Source organism: Salipiger marinus (assembly GCF_900100085.1).
GTDB classification, from domain to species: domain Bacteria; phylum Pseudomonadota; class Alphaproteobacteria; order Rhodobacterales; family Rhodobacteraceae; genus Salipiger; species Salipiger marinus.
The window spans coordinates 104,292-124,451 of the sequence record NZ_FNEJ01000007.1; the positions used below are offsets into that span (position 1 = coordinate 104,292).

At 68.6% G+C, this 20,160-nt stretch carries 17 protein-coding genes; 9 read left to right on the forward strand and 8 right to left on the reverse strand.

Annotated elements, in window-relative coordinates; all coding sequences use genetic code 11:
• Nucleotides 1-45: 45 nt before the first annotated feature.
• Nucleotides 46-1,083, reverse strand: coding sequence for a sugar ABC transporter substrate-binding protein (locus BLR51_RS09640; RefSeq protein ID WP_089846312.1), 1,038 nt, complete (start codon nucleotides 1,081-1,083; stop codon nucleotides 46-48).
• 155 nt (nucleotides 1,084-1,238) lie between these two features.
• Between BLR51_RS09640 and BLR51_RS09645 the strand changes: the two genes are divergently transcribed.
• Nucleotides 1,239-2,372, forward strand: a complete 1,134-nt coding sequence (locus BLR51_RS09645; RefSeq protein WP_089846314.1) for an ROK family transcriptional regulator — start codon at nucleotides 1,239-1,241, stop codon at nucleotides 2,370-2,372.
• 12 nt (nucleotides 2,373-2,384) lie between these two features.
• Here BLR51_RS09645 and BLR51_RS09650 read toward each other — a convergent pair whose 3' ends face one another.
• The 6 genes from BLR51_RS09650 to BLR51_RS09675 form a co-directional block, all read right to left on the reverse strand.
• On the reverse strand, nucleotides 2,385-2,765 hold the full coding sequence (locus BLR51_RS09650) for a response regulator (protein ID WP_089846316.1): 381 nt from the start codon (nucleotides 2,763-2,765) through the stop codon (nucleotides 2,385-2,387).
• A 4-nt stretch (nucleotides 2,766-2,769) separates the two neighbouring features.
• Nucleotides 2,770-5,898 (reverse strand): chemotaxis protein CheB, encoded by a 3,129-nt coding sequence (locus tag BLR51_RS09655; protein ID WP_089846318.1) that lies wholly within the window; start codon nucleotides 5,896-5,898, stop codon nucleotides 2,770-2,772.
• Nucleotides 5,899-6,043: 145 nt separating this feature from the next.
• Nucleotides 6,044-6,493: a ferritin-like domain-containing protein gene (locus BLR51_RS09660; protein WP_089846320.1), complete on the reverse strand. Its 450-nt coding sequence runs from the start codon at nucleotides 6,491-6,493 to the stop codon at nucleotides 6,044-6,046.
• Between the two features lie 164 nt (nucleotides 6,494-6,657).
• Complete coding sequence (locus BLR51_RS09665) at nucleotides 6,658-7,677, reverse strand: cation diffusion facilitator family transporter (protein WP_089846322.1); 1,020 nt, start codon at nucleotides 7,675-7,677, stop codon at nucleotides 6,658-6,660.
• On the reverse strand, nucleotides 7,674-8,414 hold the full coding sequence (locus tag BLR51_RS09670) for a transporter substrate-binding domain-containing protein (protein ID WP_089846324.1): 741 nt from the start codon (nucleotides 8,412-8,414) through the stop codon (nucleotides 7,674-7,676). The genes BLR51_RS09665 and BLR51_RS09670 overlap by 4 nt, the downstream gene beginning before the upstream one ends.
• 84 nt (nucleotides 8,415-8,498) lie before the next feature.
• The gene (locus BLR51_RS09675; protein WP_089846326.1) at nucleotides 8,499-9,842 is read right to left on the reverse strand and encodes an NAD(P)/FAD-dependent oxidoreductase; all 1,344 of its coding nucleotides are present in this window, start codon (nucleotides 9,840-9,842) and stop codon (nucleotides 8,499-8,501) included.
• Nucleotides 9,843-10,040: 198 nt separating this feature from the next.
• Here BLR51_RS09675 and BLR51_RS09680 point away from each other — a divergent pair, with 198 nt between their 5' ends.
• Nucleotides 10,041-10,703: an SRPBCC family protein gene (locus tag BLR51_RS09680; protein ID WP_089846328.1), complete on the forward strand. Its 663-nt coding sequence runs from the start codon at nucleotides 10,041-10,043 to the stop codon at nucleotides 10,701-10,703.
• A 10-nt stretch (nucleotides 10,704-10,713) separates the two neighbouring features.
• Nucleotides 10,714-11,895 (forward strand): zinc-dependent alcohol dehydrogenase, encoded by a 1,182-nt coding sequence (locus BLR51_RS09685; RefSeq protein ID WP_089846330.1) that lies wholly within the window; start codon nucleotides 10,714-10,716, stop codon nucleotides 11,893-11,895.
• 87 nt (nucleotides 11,896-11,982) lie between these two features.
• On the opposite strand, the gene BLR51_RS09690 is transcribed toward BLR51_RS09685, so the two are convergent.
• Entirely contained in the window at nucleotides 11,983-12,252 is a 270-nt protein-coding gene (locus tag BLR51_RS09690; protein WP_089846332.1) for a hypothetical protein, read from the reverse strand.
• Between the two features lie 224 nt (nucleotides 12,253-12,476).
• Between BLR51_RS09690 and BLR51_RS09695 the strand changes: the two genes are divergently transcribed.
• Genes BLR51_RS09695 through BLR51_RS09720 form a run of 6 tightly spaced genes read left to right on the forward strand, consistent with a single transcriptional unit; the run spans nucleotide 12,477 to nucleotide 20,160 of the window.
• Entirely contained in the window at nucleotides 12,477-13,580 is a 1,104-nt protein-coding gene (locus BLR51_RS09695; protein ID WP_089846334.1) for an NAD-dependent epimerase/dehydratase family protein, read from the forward strand.
• Nucleotides 13,577-15,604, forward strand: a complete 2,028-nt coding sequence (locus BLR51_RS09700) for an NAD-dependent epimerase/dehydratase family protein (protein WP_089846337.1) — start codon at nucleotides 13,577-13,579, stop codon at nucleotides 15,602-15,604. Before BLR51_RS09695 ends, BLR51_RS09700 begins: the two co-directional genes overlap by 4 nt.
• Entirely contained in the window at nucleotides 15,601-16,896 is a 1,296-nt protein-coding gene (locus BLR51_RS09705) for a TIGR04295 family B12-binding domain-containing radical SAM protein (RefSeq protein WP_089846339.1), read from the forward strand. Before BLR51_RS09700 ends, BLR51_RS09705 begins: the two co-directional genes overlap by 4 nt.
• Nucleotides 16,884-17,957, forward strand: coding sequence for a glycosyltransferase family 4 protein (locus BLR51_RS09710; RefSeq protein WP_089846341.1), 1,074 nt, complete (start codon nucleotides 16,884-16,886; stop codon nucleotides 17,955-17,957). The genes BLR51_RS09705 and BLR51_RS09710 overlap by 13 nt, the downstream gene beginning before the upstream one ends.
• Nucleotides 17,957-19,072, forward strand: a complete 1,116-nt coding sequence (locus tag BLR51_RS09715) for a CgeB family protein (RefSeq protein ID WP_089846343.1) — start codon at nucleotides 17,957-17,959, stop codon at nucleotides 19,070-19,072. The genes BLR51_RS09710 and BLR51_RS09715 overlap by 1 nt, the downstream gene beginning before the upstream one ends.
• On the forward strand, nucleotides 19,069-20,160 hold the full coding sequence (locus BLR51_RS09720) for a CgeB family protein (protein WP_089846345.1): 1,092 nt from the start codon (nucleotides 19,069-19,071) through the stop codon (nucleotides 20,158-20,160). The genes BLR51_RS09715 and BLR51_RS09720 overlap by 4 nt, the downstream gene beginning before the upstream one ends.

The following is a 20,160-nucleotide window of genomic DNA, read 5'->3' on the forward strand; positions in this document are numbered from 1 at the left end:
TTGTGGAAAGGGGTGCGGGCCCGCCGTGGCGGACCCGGCGGCGCATCAGCCCCAGCAGAGCGCGAGCGCGTCCTCGCTGGGGATGGAGTCGAGCCCCTCCACCGGCCTGTCGGTCACCAGCGTGACCCCGGTATTGTAGAAATCGAGCCCTTCGGACGGCGCGGGCAGGGTGCCGTTGCGCGCATGGTCCACCACCGCCTCGACCCCCAGCGCGGCCATCAGCAGCGGAAACTGCATGGAGGTGGCGCCGATCACGCCATCCTGCACGTTGCGCACGCCCGGACAGCCGCCATCGACCGAGGTGATCAGGACCGATCCGTCATCCTTCCCGGCCCCCTTCAGCGCCTCCCACGCGCCTGCGGCGGTGGGTTCGTTGATGGTGTAGACCACGTTGATGTCGTAGTCCTTCTGCAGCAGCGTCTCCATGCCGTCGCGCCCGCCCACTTCGGAGCCGCCGGCCATCTCGTGCCCGATGATGCGCGGATCCTCCTCGTCGCCGCGCCGGTCGGGGTTCTTGATGTCGATGCCGAAACCCTGCATGAAGCCCTGATCGCGCTTCACATCCACCGTGGGCTGGCTTTCATGCGCGTCGAGAAAGGCAATTTTCGCCTCCTGCGCCGCCGTCTCTCCCAGCGTGCCCAAGGCCCATTGCCCGATCATCTCTCCGGCAAGGAAATTGTCGGTGGCAAAGGTGGCATCCGCCGCGTCGATCGGTTCCAGCGGCGTGTCGAGCGCGATCACCAGAATCCCCGCATCGCGCGCCTTCTGCACGGTGGGCACGATGGCCTTGGTGTCGCTGGCCAGCAGCAGGATGCCGTCCGCCCCGGCGGCGATCAGGTTTTCGATGGCGGTGATCTGCGTGTCGTTGTCGCCGTCATACTTGCCCGCGAAGGCCTGAAACCTGACGCCCAGCTCCTCCGCCTTGGCGGCTGCCCCCTCGCGCATCTTGGCAAAAAACGGGTTGGTGTCGGTCTTGGTGATGAGCCCCACGAGAATGTCGTCATCCTGTGCCCAAGCGGTCGGGGCAGCAAGCATCAGGGCTGCGGCGGACCCTGCGGCCCCCAGCCAATTCAGCGTTTTCATGATGTCCTCCCAATGTGCGCAACTCCTCCTTGCGCCTCATCAGTGGGCAGAGCGAGATAACTTCTGTCAATATGAATCCATATATGGCCTTACTTATGTAAAGTGTTTATCATAAGAGGCGGATGCCAAAATCCGGTTCGCTGTCAGGTGGTTAAATGGACAAGATCGCACGGGATCCGATGTATCGCCTGCTGCTCGACGGGCCGCCGCGCAGCAGCCGCGAGCTGGAACAGGCGCTTGGCCTGTCGCGCGTCACCGCCGCGCAGAGAATCAGGGCGCTCGCCTCTGAGGGGCTGATCGTCGAGGATGGCACCATGGCCTCGGGCGGGGGACGTCCGGCGCGGACATGGCGGATCAATCCGCATTACCGCAACCTGCTGGGCGTCGATATCGGCGAGGAGATGGCCCGCGTGGTGCTGTTCGACTGCGGCTGCGGCGTGCTGGACGAGGCGCTGCTGCCCGTCGATCTGCGCGCCGATCCGGCACAGACGCTGGAGGCGCTCGCCCGCGTGGCGGACCGGCTGGCCCGCAGCCCCAAGGCCACCGCAAAGGTGGCGGGGCTGGGCATGGCCCTGCCCGCCCCCATCGATTATCGGCAGGGTCGCGTCGCCAAACCTTCGGTCATGCATGGCTGGGACCAGATCGACCTGCGGGCGTTGCTGTCGGCCCGGCTGGGCCTGCCTGTGGCGCTCGACAATGACGTGAACCTGATGTGCATGGCCGAACAGCGGCTGCACTGGCCCGACGCGCGGCATGTCGTGTTCATCAAGGCGGGCACCGGCATCGGCTGCGGCATGATCACCGACGGGCATCTGCTGCGCGGCGCCTTCGGGACATCGGGCGATATCGGTCATATCCAGCACACGCCGCAGCCGCACCAGCTTTGCCGCTGCGGCAAGGAAGGCTGCGTGGAGGCCCATGCGGCAGGCTGGGCCATCGCCCGCGACCTGCGCGCGCTTGGCCATGACTGCCACGACGCGCGGGATGTCATGCAGCTTTACGCCCGGGGGGCGCCAGAATGCCGGGCGCTGGTCAATGCCAGCAGCCGGATCATCGGCACGGTCAGCGCCGATCTGGTCGCGGTGCTGAGCCCGGAACTGCTGGTGCTGGGCGGCACGCTGGCCGGGGCAGGAGAGGCGATGCTGGCGGGCATCCGCGAACGGGTCTACCAGCGCTGCCTGCCGCTCGCCACCGAACGGCTGCAGATCTGTCTGGCGCGCGGCGATGCGCGGCTTGGCACGCAGGGGGCGGCGATGCTGGTGCGGCAGATCCTTACCGACCCCCGCTGAAGCGCCTGCCGTTCAGAACAGTTCGGCCAGCCGCCGCAGCAGGGTCTGGCTGACCACCGGCTTTGCCAGATGCGGCGCGTCGCGCAGCGGCGGCTCGGTGGCGGCACGGTTGCTATAGCCGCTGATGACCAGAAACGGGATGCCGCGCTCCTGCAGCGCCGCAGCGATGCGCAACGAGGACTCGCCGTTCAGATTCATGTCAAGCGTGGCCGCATCCAGCGCCTCGCCCTCGACAAGCGCCAGCGCGCGCGGAATGTCGGGCACCGGCCCCAGCACCACGCAGCCTTCATCCTCGAGGATCATCTGAAGCTCCATGGCCAGCAGCATCTCGTCCTCCACGACGAGGATCCGCCGCCCGGAGAGCGCGGACAGGTCTGTGGCTTTGTCGGTCATCGGGTCATCCCTGTGGAAATCTGATAAGGGCGACGAAACCGGCGGGCTCTGGCAAAAGTTCCACCGATCCGCCCAGTTCATAGGAACAGGCCTGCCGGATCAGGCGGCTGCCAAAGCCCTTGGCCACCGGGGCGGTGACCTTGGGGCCGCCGGATTCCGTCCAGACCAGCCGCACCTCCTGCCCGGTCTCGGTGGGCTGCAGGCGCCATGTCACGTCAAGCTGGCCATTCTCCACCGACAGCGAGCCGTATTTCGCGGCATTGGTGGCCAGTTCATGCAGCACAAGCGCCAGCCCCAGCCCCTGCTTGGGCGTCAGCAGCAGCTCGGGGCCGTCGATGACCAGCTTGCGCCGCCCCTGCCCGCCATAGGCCGACAGGGACTGACGGGCCAGCACCGCCAGATCGGCGGAGTGCCAGTGCGTTTCCAGAAGCTGGTCATGAGCATGGCCAAGCGCCTGCAGCCGCCCGATGAACCGGTCGCGGAACTGCTGCACCGTCATGTCGGCGGTGCCGGGCTGCCGCGCCAGCGCCTGCACCACGGCAAGCGTGTTCTTGACCCGGTGGCTCAGTTCATCGGTCAGAAGCTGGCGCTGCGCCTCGGCATCCTTGCGGGCGCTGACATCGCGGAACAGGACCCCCAGACGCGGGCCGCCCTTGGCGCCCACCGGAAAGGCATAGACATCGAAATAACGGTCGAGCACGTCCGACGGCGCCTCGAACCGTTCCGCCTGTCCGCTGCGCGCCACGCGCCCGTAATAGTCGAACCAGTGCGGCTCCAGATCGGGCACCAGCATGCGGGCGGTCTTGCCCACCACGTCGCGCAGCCGGGTCTGGCGTGCAAAGGCGGCGTTGACCCCGACGATGCGGTAATCGACCGGCCTGTCGCCTTCGAAGATCATGTCGATGATGGCAAAGCCTTCGTCGATGGAATCGAACAGGATCTGGTAATTCTTCTGACTTTCCCGCAGCTCGCTTTCCATCCGCCGCCGCGCGGTGATGTCCACGAAGGTCAGCACCACACCGTCGATCCGGTCCTCGACGGTGCGATAGGGCCGCAGCCGGATGATGAACCATGTGCCGTCCCCGCTCTGCACTTCGGTTTCCAGCGGCACCAGATCCTCCAGCACCCGGCGCGCGTCGCGGTCCAGCGCGTCATAAAGCAGGCGGCTGGTGAAATCGGTGATGCTGCGCCCGATATCCCTGTCGGTGATGGTAAAGAGGCCCGTAAGCGGCGGGGTGAACATGCGGATGCGCAGCGCGGTGTCCAGAAACAGCGTGCCGATATCGGTGGCGGCGATCAGGTTGCGCAGGTCGCCATGCGCCTCCGACGTGCTTTCCAGCTTGCTTTTCAGCTCGGCATTGACGGTCTGCAGCTCTTCGTTCAGCGCCTGCAGCTCTTCCTTGGAGGTTTCCAGATCCTCCGAGGTGGAGCGGTATTCCTCGTTCATGGAGTGCAGTTCCTCGTTCGAGGCGCGCAGATCCGCCAGTGCAGCGTCCTGTTCGGCGCGGCTGGTGGCCAGCGCCGCCTGCGCCGCGCGCAGTTCCGCCTGCAGGCGCCGCGCGTCGGTCTGCCCCGGCAGCGCCGCCTGTTCCAACGCTGCGGTGTGCATCAGCCCCGGCGTGCCATCCCGCCCCCGGGCCTGCGGCGCCCCCTGCCGGTCCTGCGGCGGGGGGGCAAGCGGCGCCTGCGGCAGGCTCGGCATGCGCGTTTCGCCCTGGGGCCGCGCGCGATAGAGCCGCGCGTCACGGTGCAGCGGCGCAAAAAGGCTGGGCAGGCAGTCCGCCGTTTCAGCCGTGCCCAGAAACAGCGCGCCACCGGGGCGCAGGCCGTAATGAAAGAGCCGCAGCAGCTGGTCCTGCACCGACCGTTCCAGATAGATCAGCAGGTTGCGGCAGCAGATCAGGTCCAGCCGCAGGAAGGGCGGATCCTTCAGCACGCTGTGAGAGGAAAACAGCACCCTCTCGCGCAGATCCGTGCGGATCCGGTAATGGGTGCCCTCGTCGATGAAGAACCGTGCCAGCCGCTCTTCGGACAGGTCCGCCTCGATGGATTTGGGGTAGCGGCCTTCGCGGGCGGTGGCGAGCGCGCCTTCGTCCAGATCGGTGGCAAAGATCTGGACCGGCACCCGCAGGCTGCGGCGTTCCGCCTCCTCCACCAGCAGGATGGCAAGGCTGTACGCCTCTTCGCCGGTGGCGCAGCCCGCCGACCAGATCCGCAGCCCGCCCTTGGGGGTATTGTCGAAAAGCGGTGCGATCACCTCGCGGCGCAGCGCCTCGAAACCGGGCTCGTCGCGAAAGAAATGCGTGACCGAGATCAGCAGATCGCCGAACAGCTCCTGCGCCTCTTCGGGATTGGTGCGGATCAGCGTGGCATAGCTGCCCATGCTGGCGACGCGACAGACCTGCATCCGGCGCAGCACCCGCCGCAGCACGGTCGCGCGTTTGTAAGTGGAAAAATCATGGCCGGTGCGCGCGCGCAGCAGCCCGATGATGCGGCGCAGGTCATGGGCCACGCCCTCCTGATCCAGCGTGCGCATGGCCTGATGGCTGCGCGCCACCTCGGCGATCCGTTCCGCCAGACGGTCGAGCGGCGCGATGACGCTTGCCACACCGGTGGCGATGGCATTGCGCGGCATCGACGGGAATTCCGCCTCGGCGGGATCCTGCACGAAGATCACGCCGCCCGATTCCTGCACGGCGCGCAGCCCGTTCGATCCGTCAGCCCCGGCGCCGGTCAGCACGACCGCCATGCCATCGCCGCGCGCCTGCGCCACGGAGCGGAAGAACATGTCGATGGGCGCGCGCCGTCCGCGTGGCTGGCTGAACTCCCGCGCGGTGACGCTGTCGCCGGTGATGACCAGTGCTCGGTCGGGCGGGATCACATAGACCCGGTCGGGCAGAAGGGTGGGGGTGTCGTTCACCTGATGCACCGGCATCGCGGTGCAGGCGGACAGGATCTCGGCCATGGCGCTGGGATGTTCGGGCGCAAGATGCAGGATGACCACATAGGCCAGCCCCAGATCCTCCGGCAGCTGACGGAACAGCGTCTGCAGCGCCTCCACCCCGCCCGCAGAGGCGCCGATTGCGCAGACGGGCACATATGTCTTGGCAGGGGGCAGGCTGTCGGTGTTCATCGGCGATGACCTTCGAGGGGCGGCGGGACCGTCCTTTCCCCCATGCCACAGACGCCCGGGGCGCGCGGCCGCTCGGGCGGTGTCCACATGCGGCGAAGGCCGGTAAGCGGCAGAGGCGGGGCGCGGCGGCCCCGCCCCCACAGGGTCAGAGCGACTCTGCGGTCTGCTGCATCCATGCCCGGTGGCGCTGTTCGTCGGTCAGCGCCTTTTCAAAGAAGGCCCGGGTCTTGGGCAGCGCGTCGGGGTGACCCACGGCGCGTTCATAGGCGGTGACGGTGTCATCCTCGTTGGTCTTCATCGCCTTCAGGATGGCGCCATTGCCCATCAGGTCGGCCAGCGCGATCTTGCCCGTGGTCAGCATCTGTTTCATGTCGCCCTCTGCGGGCGCCTCGACGCCAAGCTCGGCGGCAATCTCGTTGAGCACCACAAGATGCTGGTGGTGATCCTGCAGGAACTCCTCGACCTGCGCAGACAGCGCGCTGTCGCTCAGCCGCTCCACGGTGCTTTTATAGGCCGCGATCGCGTCATGTTCGAGGATGATCAGATCGGTCACCAGCTTTTCGATGTTGGATTCATGTCCGACGGTGGTCGCCATGAGCGTGTCTCCTTTGGTGAAGTATCGGTGAGAAACTGCCGCCCTGCGGCAGGATCAGACCCTCCGTGGCGTGCGGTTCTGTCTGGAGGATGCCGGGGAAACAGGCCGAGGCGGGCAATGTTCCCGAACCGTCGGTTTTGTCGTGGGATCCCGCCGCAGCGGGCCTAGCCCCGGCCGGTCAGCCGGATCGCGCCGGGGCGGATCGGCGCGGGCATGTCGCCTGCAGCGGGGGCGGTGCTGGGCATCCGCAGTTCTTGGCGCGGCATGATGGACACGTCATGGATGCGCCAGCTCAGACCCAGCAGCGCGCGTTCCTCCGCCTCGATCCGGGCGGTCAGCCCTTCTTCCTGCCGGGGCACGACAAAGACGGTGCCGGTCAGGAACCGCCCCTCCTGCCGCAGCCGCAGGCGGGACGAGGCGACCCAGTCCAGACCGTCCACATGGTCGCGCACCTCGCGGATCAGCGGCTCGAAGGCGCTGTCATCCAGCGTGCGCGGCATCTCGTCGACCAGATCGCGGATCGCGGCGCCGGTATGTTTGACCCCGTCGTGCAGCACGTCGACGGCGATGATCAGCGCGGCCACCGCATCGGCCCACCACCAGCCCATGCCGATGCCCACCACCCCCAGTGCGGCGGCAAGCCCGGTCATCCAGTCGGCCTTGTTCATCAGCGCGTCAGAGAGCAGGATCTTGTCATGCAGGCTGTGGGCCAGCTTCAGCTTCATCCGCCCGAAAATCACCGGCAGGATGACGCTGTAGATCAGCGCCGCGATCATCAGCCAGCCGAACCAGATCGTGACCCCGAAGATCCGCACGGTGCCGATGGTGGGATGTTCGGTCTTGATGAGCGCCATGGCCGAATCCACGATCAGAAAGCCCCCCACCGCCGCCAGAGCGACGGCGCTGACCAGATAGCCGATGGACAGCCCGCGGATGAAGCCGAAGGGGAAGCGGTCGCTGGGCGCGCGCGCCTCGAACCAGACCGAAACCAGAAAAGCCAGCGGCGGCACGAAGCTCAGCAGATCCTCGACCCATGCCGTCTTCATCGCCTGACTGTTGCCCAGCGAAAAATAGATGGCGGTGACGATGCTGGCGAGCACGGCAAGCCAGACAAGCTGCAGGCGGCAGGCCCGGCGCAGCGCGCGGCGCTGCGGCTCCGGCAGGATGGAGGCACCTTTGGTCATCGCGCGCCCTCCAGCAGATCGGGAACCGCGGCTTCCTGCCCGCGCAGAAACTGCTCCAGCTCGAAGAGCCACGCGTTTTCGCCGCGTCGCAGGGCAAGGACATGCTCGCGCCGGGCAAGGTCGATGCCGGTGGGCGCCATGCCCGCCGCAGCGACCCGCCAGTGCGGCAGGGCGATCAGCGTGGCGCTGTCGGGATCATGCACCGGCAGGCCGCCCCTGTCGCGGATCGCCTGTTCCACCACCAGATCCGGCGGCACATAGACCGGCTGCCCGTCCAGATCGTCGGGCGCGCTGCGGGCGTCGGGGGCGGCCACCACCAGCCGTTCGGTGAAATAGGCATAGGTTGGCGCTGCGACATTCTGCGCCACAACCGAGGCGCGGGAAAAGCCGCCGATGGCGAGATTGGCCTTGCCCTGCTCGACCGCCTGCAGCGCCTCGAAGGGCGGGAGGCGCAGCCAGTCTACCCTCACCGCCAGCATCTGCGCGAACCGCTGCACCAGCGTCACCTCGACCCCGGAGGGGTTGTCTCCGCCCGCCACCACCCATGGCGGATTGTCAGAGGCCGCCACCACCATCCGCCCCGCCCCCCGGACCGAGGCGAGCGTGCGGTCGGGATCACGCGGAAAGGCCCGCGCGCCATTGCCCCAGAGCAGAAGCGGCGCGGCCAGAGAGCCGGCGACAAAGGCCCGGCGGCGCAGCTGGGGCATCGTTTCGGGGGGAAAGGGGTCTGGGGTCATCTGCGGTCTCCATGCGGCGGAAGGTGGCGCGCGCCTGTCCTGTTCAACCGCCTGCCTCTGCACCTGTTCCCCGGCAGGGCCGGGTCACTCGGTCGGGGGGCGGGGGGTAGCGGCCTCTGCCGGGGCGGCGGGATCCGGGCGGTCGTCGGCGATCAGCCGGGCGCCGCGCTCATAGGTCAGGTAGCGCCAGAGCCATTGCACCGACACCAGCGTCCGGTTGCGGAATCCCACCAGCAGATAGACATGGATGACCGCCCAGCCCAGCCATGCGAACCAGCCGCGCCAGCGCACGCGCCGCCCCTCGAACACCGCCGCATGGCGCCCCACGATCGCGGTATTGCCGCGGCTGTGATAGGTGAACGGCGCGGGGGCGGTGCCGGTCTGCAGATGCCGCACCAGTTCGCGGCCCAGATGCTGCCCCTGCTGCTTGGCGACCTGCGCAAGCCCGGGCAAGGGCCGCCCGTCCGGCCCGGGGCAGGCGGCGATGTCGCCAAGCGCATAGATGCCGGGATGGCCCGGCACGGCCAGCGTCGGGTCGACGGCTATCCTGCCGCTGCGGTCGGTTTCACCCAGATCCCGCGCCAGCGGCGAGGCGGCGACCCCCGCCGCCCAGATCACCGCGCCCGCAGGCAGCGCCTGCCCCGCCACGGTGACCCCCTCCGGACCCACATCCTCGACCAGCGCCCCGGTGCGCACCGTCACGCCCAGCCGGGCCAGCCGCCGCGTGGCAAAATCCGAAGCCTCTTCGGAAAACCCCGCCAGCAGGCGCGGCCCCGCCTCGATCAGGGTGATGCAGGTCTGCGCGGGGTCGATATGGCGGAAATCACGGGCCAGCGTGTGGCGGCTGAGTTCGGCGATGGATCCGGCCAGTTCCACCCCGGTGGGCCCGCCGCCGACAATCACGATGCTGAGCAGGCGGCGCACCTCTTCGGGGTCGGGGCAGCGTTCGGCGCGCTCGAAAGCCAGCAGGATCTGCGACCGGATGCGGCGCGCATCCTCAAGGCTTTTCAGGCCCGGCGCCCATTTCGCCCAGTCATCATGGCCGAAATAGCCATGGGTGGCGCCGCTGGCCACCACCAGCAGGCGAAACCCGATCTCTTCGCCCGACCGCAGCCAGAGCTTGCGCGCCTCGGGATCAAGCCCGGACACCTCGCCCATCAGCACCCGCACCGACCTGCGGCGGCGCAGGATCTTGCGGATGGGTTCGGCGATCTCTGTCGAAGACAGCGCCGCCGTGGCCACCTGATAGAGCAGCGGCTGGAACAGGTGGTGGTTCTGCCGGTCGATCACCAGCACGTCGCGCCCGGCCTTGCCCAGTTCCTCGGCCAAGGCCAGCCCGGCAAAGCCGCCGCCGATCACCACGACCTCGGCGGTGCGGTCCACCGCATGGGCGTGTTCCGCGGTCTCGGTCTGCTCTGCGTGTTGCATGTCATCCTCGCTCGGTCTGACCGGCTAACCCGGTGGGGCCCGCGATGTTCCTGACCCGGGGCATTCCGCCTGTCGCGGCGGCGGGCGGGAACACAGCCGCAGCGCGGCTGTTGAAGGCCCATCTCGCCCGGCACCGGCAGCCTGCCGCAGGCCGGGCGCGACAACCCTCACTCTGCGCAGAGGCGCAAGGAGACCGTCATGACCCTGAAGACTTCCGGCCCCATCCACAGGCCCCGCCCCCAGCCGGGGCTTTTCCAGACGCTGGCGCTGGCCGGGGCGCTGGCAGGCGTGGCGGGCTATGCCATCTGGACCACAGCCCGCAGGCACGGCGCAGGTGCCGTGCATCCGCCCGATGACGCACCGGGCCGCACCGCCACCCGCAGCCGCTTCGGGCGGCACGCGGTGACCGGGCGCACGGTGACCATCGCCCGCCCCCGGCAGGAGGTCTACGAGTTCTGGCGCGATTTCCGCAACCTTGAAGGCGTGATGGAAAACGTGACCCAGATCGAGGCGGAGGGCGCCATGACGCGCTGGACGATCCGCGGCCCCGCCGACACCCACCTGCGGGTCGAGACCGAGACCGTCAGCGACCGCCCCGGCGAACAGATCGCGTGGCAGTCCACGCCCGGCTCGCAGATCGAGACCAAGGGCAAGATCATGTTCCGCGACGCGCCCGGGCGCCGGGGCACCGAGGTGGAGGCGATCATCGCCTATGTGCCGCCCGGAGGCCGGGTCGGGCAGATCATCGCCAAGCTGTTTCAGGCCGAGCCCGCCATTCAGGGCCGCCGTGACCTCAAGCGTCTGAAGATGCTTCTGGAAACCGGCGAGGTCGCCACCTCCGCCAACCGCAAATCCGCCTGAGGAGAGTTTCATGCGCGCACTCACATGGCAGGGAAAGCACGACGTCCGCGTCGAGACCATGCCCGACCCGGAAATCGTCAATCCCCGCGACGCCATCATCGAGGTCACCTCGACCGCGATCTGCGGATCCGACCTGCATCTTTACGACGGGGTGATCCCCGGCATGCTGGCGGGGGACATCCTTGGCCACGAATTCATGGGCCGCGTGGTCGATACCGGCCCCGGCAGCACCCTGCAGAAGGGGCAGCGGGTGGTGGTGCCTTTCACCATCTCCTGCGGGTCGTGCTTTTTCTGCAGCCACCAGCAATACGCGGCCTGCGACAATTCCAACCCGGCGGAAAAGCAGGACGTGTCGGAAAAGCTTTATGGCCATGCCACGGGCGGGCTCTTCGGCTATTCGCACCTGACCGGGGGGTATCCCGGCGGTCAGGCGGAATATGTCCGGGTGCCGTTTTCCGATGTGGGGCCGATCGTCATTCCCGACGGGATGGAGGATGACGACGTGCTGTTCCTGTCCGACATCCTGCCCACCGGCTGGATGGCCGCTGCCAATGCCGATATCGGGCCGGATGACACCGTGGTGGTCTGGGGCTGCGGGCCGGTGGGGCTCTTTGCCATCCAGTCGGCGCTGGCCATGGGCGCGGCGCGGGTCATCGGCATCGACCATTATCCGAACCGGCTGGCGCTGGCGCGCAAGCTGGGCGCGCAGGTCATCGACTACACCCAGACCCATGTGCTGGAGGCGCTGATGGAGCTATCGGGCGGGCTTGGCCCCGATGCGGTGATCGACGCCGTCGGCATGGAGGCGCATGGCTTTGCGCCCGACACGGTGATGGACAACTTCAAGCAGACCGTGGGCGTGGGCGCCGATAGCGGGCACGCGCTGCGCGAGGCGCTGATGGCGGTGCGCAAGGGCGGCCGGGTGTCGGTTCCCGGCGTCTATGGCGGCTTTCTGGACAAGTTTCCGCTGGGCGCGCTGATGGAAAAGGGCCTGCAGCTGCGCACCGGGCAGACGCATGTGCAGAAATACACCGCCGAGCTGCTGCGCCGCATTCAGGAGGGCGAGCTGGACACCACTTTCCTCATCTCGCACCGCCTGCCGCTGGAAGACGCGGCCCGCGGTTATGACAACTTCAAGACCAACCAGAACGACTGGACCAAGGTCGTGCTGAAGCCCGGCCTGCAGGTCTGAGACCACCGGGGGGCGGGGCAGTTGCCCCCGCCCCCCATCGGGCAGCTCCTGCGGCGGGTGGTGCTGCGGCCCGCCACAGGGCGGGGATCAGGCGGTGTCGCGGCGGACCAGCTTGTTGAACCGGCTGGTCGATCCGTCCGCCGTCTTTTCCTGATAGAGGAAGGCAAGGTTGTTCTGCTCGAACACGCGAAAGAACTCGTCCCAGTTGATGGGGTCCAGCCGCTCCTCGCGTTCGTTGAAATCGATGCGCAGCACGCCGTCCTCGCCGGTGCCCCGGACAAGCGCCGGATTGCCGTCGCGGGCCTCGGCCCAGCGGCGGATCGTGTCGTGATCGGTCGTGGTGGTGGATGTGGTCATGGCGGTCTCCTTTGGGTGATGCGGCGCCGTGGCGCGGGACGGGTCAGACGCCAGCGCCACGGGGCAGGAACCGGCCACGCGCCGCTCTGTTCCGAGCCGGGACAGCCCCTGCCGCCGCCTGCGATTTTCCGCGCGTCCCGGCCCGGCGCGGAGAAACTTCAGGAACATCCGACTGCTGATGCTGTTCAGGCTGCCATCAGACACAGCGAACAGCGCGAGGGGTCATGACGACATATCTCATCACAGGCGGCTGCGGTTTCATCGGCCGCGCCCTCACCCGCGAGGTCTTGGCACGGGGCGCCGAGGTGCGGGTGCTGGATTCTCTGGTGCCGCAGGTCCATGGCGACACCCGGCCCAGCCTGCCCGATGTGGAGTTCATCGAAGGCGACATGCGCGATGCCGATACGGTCCGGCGCGCGGTCAGGGGCGTGGACGGCGTCTTTCACCTCGCAGCCGAGGTGGGGGTGGGCCAGTCCATGTATGAGATCGCCCGCTATACCGGGGCCAATGATCTGGGCACCGCCGTGCTGCTGGAGGCGCTGATCGCCGAACCCGTGCCCCGTCTGGTGCTGGCCTCGTCGATGAGCGTCTATGGCGAAGGCCTCTATCGCAGCCAGAGCGGCGAGACGGTGACCGATGCCCGGCGCAGCGCCGCCGATCTGGACGCGGGCCGCTGGGATCCGGTCGATGCCTCGGGCGCGCCGCTGCTGCCGCTGCCCACCCCCGAGGACAAGCCGGTGGATCTGGCCTCCATCTACGCGCTGACAAAGTTTGCGCAGGAACGCGCCGCGATGATCTTTGGCGCGACCTATCCGACGGAAACCGTGGCGCTGCGGCTTTTCAACGTGTTCGGCCCCGGTCAGGCGCTGTCCAACCCCTATACCGGCGTGCTGGCGAATTTTGGATCCCGGCTGATCAATGGCAGCCGCGCCACGGTGTTCGAGGACGGGCGGCAGATGCGCGACTTCGTGCATGTCGATGACATCGCGCGGGCCTTCCGTCTGGCCATGGACCAGCCCGCCGCCGCCGGGCATGTGCTGAACATCGGCAGCGGTCACGCCTATTCCATCGCCTCCGTCGCCGAGATGCTGGCCCATGCGCTGGACCGGCCCGAGCTTGCCCCCGAGATCCTGAACCGCGCGCGGTCAGGCGACATCCGCCACTGTTTCGCCGACCTCACCAAGGCGCGCGACCTGCTGGGCTTCCGCCCGGAAAAGCGGCTGGAGGAGTCGATGCCGGAACTGGCGGCATGGATCGCCGCCGAAACCTCGGTCGACCGGGGTGCCGAGATGCGGCGCGAACTGGAAGAGCGGGGGCTGGTCAGATGACCGATGCCGCCAGCCAGACCGCCCCGCTGGGCTTTGTCGAATGGTTCCGCATGGGCGACCACGCCCATGCCGAAACCGCCATCGCCATGATGCGCGCGGCGGGCGTGCGCCGTCTGCGGACGCAGTTTTCATGGGCCGAATATCACATGGAGGGGGCCGAGGCATGGTATGACTGGCTGATGCCCCAGCTGGGCGACGCCTTCGACCTGATGCCCTGTTTCCACTACACGCCGCCGTCGCTGTCGCGCACCGGGCGGAGTTCCGGCGCACCGCACCGGCTGCGGGATTTTGCGGATTTTGTCGATCTGATCCTGACCCGCCATGGCCGCCATTTCGAGGCGGTGGAGCTGTGGAACGAACCCAACAACCTGCTGGACTGGGACTGGCGCGCCGATCCCGACCACTGTCTTTATTCCGAGATGATGATCGACGCGGCGCACTGGGTGCGGGCGCGCGGCTTTCCGGTGGTGCTGGGCGGGCCAAGCCCGTTCGATCCGATCTGGCTGGACCTGATGGGCCAGCGCGGGCTGCTGGCGCTGGTCAATGCCGTGGGCGTGCACGGCTTTCCCGGCACGTGGGACAGCGAGGCGGGCGCATGGCAGGGCTGGGAGGCGCAGCTGGCCTCCGCCCGCGACATCCTTGACCGCTATAATCCCAAGGCCGGGCTCTGGATCACCGAAGCCGGCTATTCCACATGGGCCCATGACGAGATGGAACAGGTGCGGCAGTATCTGGCCGCCCATGACGCGCCCGCCGACCGGCTCTACTGGTATGCGTGGCGCGACATCGCCGACGAGATCGCGGTGCAGGAAGGCCACTGGTTCGACGCGCGGCACTATCACATGGGCGCGGTCGATGCCGCGAACCGCCCGAAACTTCTGGCCCGGCTGCTGACCGAAGGTGGCGCGGCGCGGGCCCGCCATGTGGCGGCACTGGCCGCCCCTTCCCTGCGCCGGACTTGGGCGCGCCCGGTGGTCATCACCGGCGGCTGCGGCTTCATCGGCACCAACCTTGCCGAAAGCTTTCTGGCCGAGGGCGAGGAGGTGCTGCTGCTCGACAACCTGTGCCGCCCCGGGGTGGAGCAGAACCTTGAATGGCTGCGCGACACCTACGGGGCGCGCGCGGCGGTGCATGTGGCCGACATCCGCCATCCGCGCTGCGCCCCCGCCGGGCTGGAGGAGGCGCGCGCCGTTTTCCATCTTGCGGCACAAACGGCGGTGACCACCAGCCTTGCCCATCCGTCGGGCGATTTCGAGGTGAACGCCCGCGGCACCGTCAACCTGCTGGAGGCGGTGCGCGCCACGGGGCGGCGGATTCCGGTGATCTATGCCTCCACCAACAAGGTCTATGGCGATCTGGAGGATGTGGCGCTGGATCATCTGGCCGAAGGCTATCTGCCCGCCGATCCCGCCCTGCGCGCGCGCGGCATCGGCGAGGACCGTCCGCTGGATTTCCACACGCCCTATGGCTGTTCCAAAGGCGTGGCAGAGCAGTATGTGCTGGATTACGCCCGCTCTTACGGGATGCAGAGCGCGGTGCTGCGGATGAGCTGCATCTACGGCCCCCACCAGTTCGGCACCGAGGATCAGGGCTGGGTCGCACATTTCCTGCTGCGCGCGCTGGCGGGCGAGCCCATCACGCTGTTCGGGGACGGCGATCAAGTGCGCGACATCCTGCATGTGTCCGATGCCGTGGCCGCCTATCGCGCCACGCTGGACCGGATCGACGCGATTTCCGGCCGGGCCTTCAATCTGGGCGGCGGGCCGGAAAATGCCGTCAGCCTGAACCGGCTTCTGGCCGAAATCGGCAGGCTGCAGGGTGTGGCGCCGGAAATCACCCATGACCGCACCCGCACCGGCGACCAGCGCTATTTCGTGGCCGACACCCGCGCCCTGACCGAGGCCACCGGCTGGCAGCCGGTCGTGGGCTGGAAAGACGGCGTCGCGTCCTTGCGCGACTGGCTGGCCCGGCACCGCCTGCCGCAGACCCCCGACATCCGAACCAGACGGAAGGTTTCCGCATGAAAGTTGCACTCGTCAATCCGCACTGGACCTATGAGGGCAGCATCTATTTCGGCTGCCGCGACCCGCATCTGCCGCTGGAGCTTGGCTATTCCCGCGCCCTGCTGGACCGCGACGGCCATGAGGTGCTGATGCTCGACGGTCAGCTTCAGGGGCTGGACAACGCCGAACTGGCCCGCCGGGTGGCGGAATTTGCCCCTGCCATGACCGTGGTGACCACCGCGCCCACCTATCTGTTCTGGCGCTGCGCGCAGCCCGAACTGCGGGTGCCCGCCGAGTTTCTGGACCATCTCGCCGGGCGCGGCGGGCGCGAGGTGGCGGTGGGGCCGCATGGATCCGCGACCCCCGCCCCGACCCTGCGCAAGCTGGGGGTGGATCTGGTGATCCGCGGCGAATGCGAAGAGGTGGTGGCCCGGCTTGCGAGCAGCAGCGACTGGTCCGAAATCCCCGGCACCGCCCGGCTGGAGGAGGGCCGCGTGGTGCTGTCGGGGGCGCAGGCGATCAGCCGCTTCACCGATCATGCTGCCCTCTCGTGGCCTGCCGACTGGATCGGGCGCCACACCCATCACCACCACCGCTTCGACAGCGACAGCCCCCGCCGGGGCGCGGGCGCCGAGGTCGAAGCCTCGCGCGGGTGCCCCTATGAATGCAGTTTCTGCGCCAAGATGGACTTCCGCGATGGCTACCGCCGCCGTGATCTGGAGCCGCTGCTGCAGGAGATCGACGCGCTGATCGCGCAAGGTGTCGGCTATCTTTATTTCATCGACGAGATCTTCCTGCCGCAGACCGCGCTGCTGGAGGCGCTGGTGGCGCGGGACGTGGTCTTCGGGATCCAGACCCGGATCGACCTGTGGAAACCCGCGATGCTGGATCTGCTGGGCCGCGCGGGCTGCGTGTCCATCGAGGCGGGGCTGGAAAGCCTGACCGTGGAGGGCCGCGAACAGCTGGCGAAACGCTGCCGGATGGACACGCCGGAACTGGCCGAGCGCCTGATCGAGGCGCGGCGGCACGTGCCCTTTGTTCAGGCCAACCTGATCGGCGTGGTCGAGGATGACCCGGCGCTGGTGGAGCACTGGCGCGGCCATCTGCTGGGGCATGGCGTCTGGGCCAACGAACCGGTGCCGCTTTACCCCTATCCCAGCTCGCCCAGCTACCGGCAGCTTTGGGGCGCGCCCGACGATCAGGCATGGGAACGGGCGCACCGCCATTACCTGCAGGCCTTCCGGCAGTTCAGCGACATTCAGGATCAGCAGCCGCTGCCCCTGCCGGAACTGGAGCGCACATGCGGGTGCTGATGACCTGCGATGCGGCGGGCGGCGTGTGGACCTATGCGCTGGATCTGGCGCGCGGGCTGCGGCGGCAGGGCATCGCCACGGTGCTGGCGGGCTTCGGCGCGCCGCCCTCCGCCGCCCGGATGGCCGAGGCGCGTGCGGTGGCCGATCTGCGCTGGACCGGGCTGCCCTTGGACTGGACCGTGCCGGACCGCGCCGATCTGGCCGCCGTGGCCCCCGCGCTTGACGCGCTGGTGGCAGAGACCGGCGCGGATGTGCTGCAGGTCAACGCCCCGTCGCAGGCGGCGGGGCTGACCACCCGCGCCCGCGTCATTGCGGTGACCCATTCCTGCGTGGTCACATGGTTCCGCGCGGTCCGGGGCAGCGACGTGCCGCCCGCATGGCGCTGGCAGCGCGATCTGAACGCCGAAGGCATGGCGCGCGCCGATCAGGTGCTGGCCCCCAGCCGGGCGCATGCGGATCTGACGGCGCGCTGCTATCCCGCTGCGGACCCGGTCGGCGTGGTGCCGAACGCCATCGCACCCCCCGCACCGGGCCTGCACCGCCAGCCCTTCGTCTATGCCGCCGCCCGCTGGTGGGACGAGGGCAAGGATGCCGCCACGCTCGATGCTGCGGCGGCGCTGACTGACTGGCCGGTGCTGGCCTTTGGCCCCGTCGCGCGCGACGGCGTGGCGGCGGCGGCGTTTCATCATGCCAAGGCGCAGGGCAGCCGCCCCCATGCCGATCTGCGCCGCGCCGCCGCCGAGGCGGGGATCTTCGTCTCTCCCTCGGTCTATGAACCCTTCGGGCTTGCCGCGCTGGAGGCGGCGGCGGGCGGTGCCGCGCTGGTGCTGTCGGACATCCCGACCTACCGCGAGATCTGGGCGGATGCGGCGCTGTTTGCCCCGCCCGGCGATGCCGCAGCCTTTGCCGCGCGGATCAATGACCTGTCCCGCAACGACCAGCTGCGGGCGCGGCTGGCCGAGGCGGGGCAGCGCCGCGCGCGGCAGTTCTGCCCGGACCGGCAGGCGCGGGCGATGGCGGCGCTGTTCGGGGCGCCACACCAAGAAAGGAAGCTGGCCTGATGCGTTTCGTCTTTTACACCCATTCCCTTGTCTCTGACTGGAACCATGGCAACGCGCATTTCCTGCGGGGCGTGATGGGCGATCTGGTGGCGCGGGGGCACGAGGCTTTGGCGCTGGAACCGCAGGGCGGCTGGAGCCGCGAGAACCTGCGCGCCGATCAGGGCCCCGGGGCGGAACAGGCGTTTTTCACGCGGTTTCCGGATCTGCGCGCGCAAAGCTACGATGCCAGCTTTGACCATGCCGCGGCGCTGGACGGGGCGGATGTGGTCATCGTCCATGAATGGACCGATCCCGCGCTGGCGGCGCGGATCGGCGCGCTGCGGCGCGAGGCGGGGTTTCTGCTGTTCTTCCATGACACCCATCACCGCGCCGTCTCCTCGGATGCGGATATGGCGGGGCTGGATCTGGGCGGCTATGACGGCATCCTCGCCTTTGGCGAAACCCTGCGGCAGCGCTATCTGGCGCGCGGCTGGGGCCGACAGGTGTTCACATGGCACGAGGCGGCGGATGACCGGCTGTTCCGCCCGCTGGACGCACCCGTGGAGGGCGACCTGATCTGGATCGGCAACTGGGGTGATGACGAACGCACCGCCGAGCTGGAGGAATACCTGATCCGCCCCGCCGAGGCGCTGGGGCTGCGCGCCACGGTGCGCGGCGTGCGCTACCCCGACAGCGCCAAGGCCCGGCTGGCCGAGGCGGGGCTGGAGTTTGGCGGCTGGATCGCCAATGCCGAGGTGCCGCACGCCTTTGCCCGGCACCGCGTCACCGTGCATGTGCCGCGCCGCCCCTATGTGCAGTCGCTGCCCGGCATTCCCACCATCCGCCCGTTCGAGGCCATGGCCTGCGGCATCCCGCTGGTCTCTGCCCCTTGGGACGATGCCGAAGGGCTGTTCCGTCCGGGCACCGATCATCTGGTCGCCCGCGACGGCGCCGAGATGCAGCGCCATCTTCGCGCGGTGCTGGGCGATCCCGCGCTGGCCGACAGCCTGCGCCGCGAGGGGCTGGCCACGATCCGGGCCCGGCACACCTGCCGCCACCGCGTCGACGAGCTGTTCGGCATCATCGAAACTCTGGCGCCCGGACGCGCCGCGCTGGCAACGGAGGCCGCGGAATGAAGATCGCGTTTTATGGATCAAGCCTGCTGTCCTCGTACTGGAACGGGGCTGCCACCTATTACCGGGGCCTGCTGAAGGCGCTGTCCCGGCTGGGCCACGACATCACCTTTTACGAACCCGATGCCTTTGACCGGCAGGCGCATCGCGACATCTCCCCGCCGGACTGGGCCCGGGTGGTGGTCTACCCCGCCACGCCCGAAGGGCTGGAAACTGCCGCCCGTCAGGCGGCGGCGGCGGATATCGTGGTCAAGGCGTCGGGCGTGGGGTATGCCGATGACCTGCTGCTGGAGCGGGTCATGACCCATGCCGCCCCACACGCGCTGCGGGTGTTCTGGGATGTCGACGCGCCCGCGACGCTGGCCGCGCTGCGGGCCGCGCCGGATGATCCGCTGCGCCGCTGCCTGCCCGATCTCGACATGGTGCTGACCTATGGCGGCGGCGATGCGGTGGTCGCGGCCTATCGCGGGCTGGGGGCGCGCTGGTGCGTGCCGATCTACAACGCGCTGGATCCCGACACGCATTTTGCCGTGGCGCCGCAGGACCGCTTCGCCGCAGCCCTGTCCTTTCTGGGCAACCGGCTGCCGGACCGCGAGGCCCGCGTGGCGGAGTTTTTCCTGAAACCCGCAGCCGACCTGCCCGATCTGGAGTTCCTGCTGGGCGGCTCGGGCTGGGATCCGCAGCAGCTGCCCGCCAATGTCACCCATCTGGGCCATGTCGGCACCGGGGATCACAACCGCTTCAACTGCTCGCCCATGGCGGTGCTGAACATCAGCCGCGACAGCATGGCCGCCACCGGCTTTTCGCCCGCAACCCGTGTGTTCGAGGCGGCAGGCGTCGGCGCCTGCCTGATCACAGATTACTGGGAGGGGATCGACGCCTTCCTTGCGCCCGGATCCGAGGTGCTGGTCGCCCGTGACGGGCGCGACGTCGCCGAGATCCTTGTGGGGCTGACGCCGGAGCGCGCCCGCGCCATTGGCGCTGCGGCGCAGGCGCGGCTGCTGACCGATCACACCTATGACCACCGCGCGCGCGAGGCGCATGCCTGTTTTCTGCGCGCCGCCCAGTCCAGAAAGGTTGCCGCCGAATGA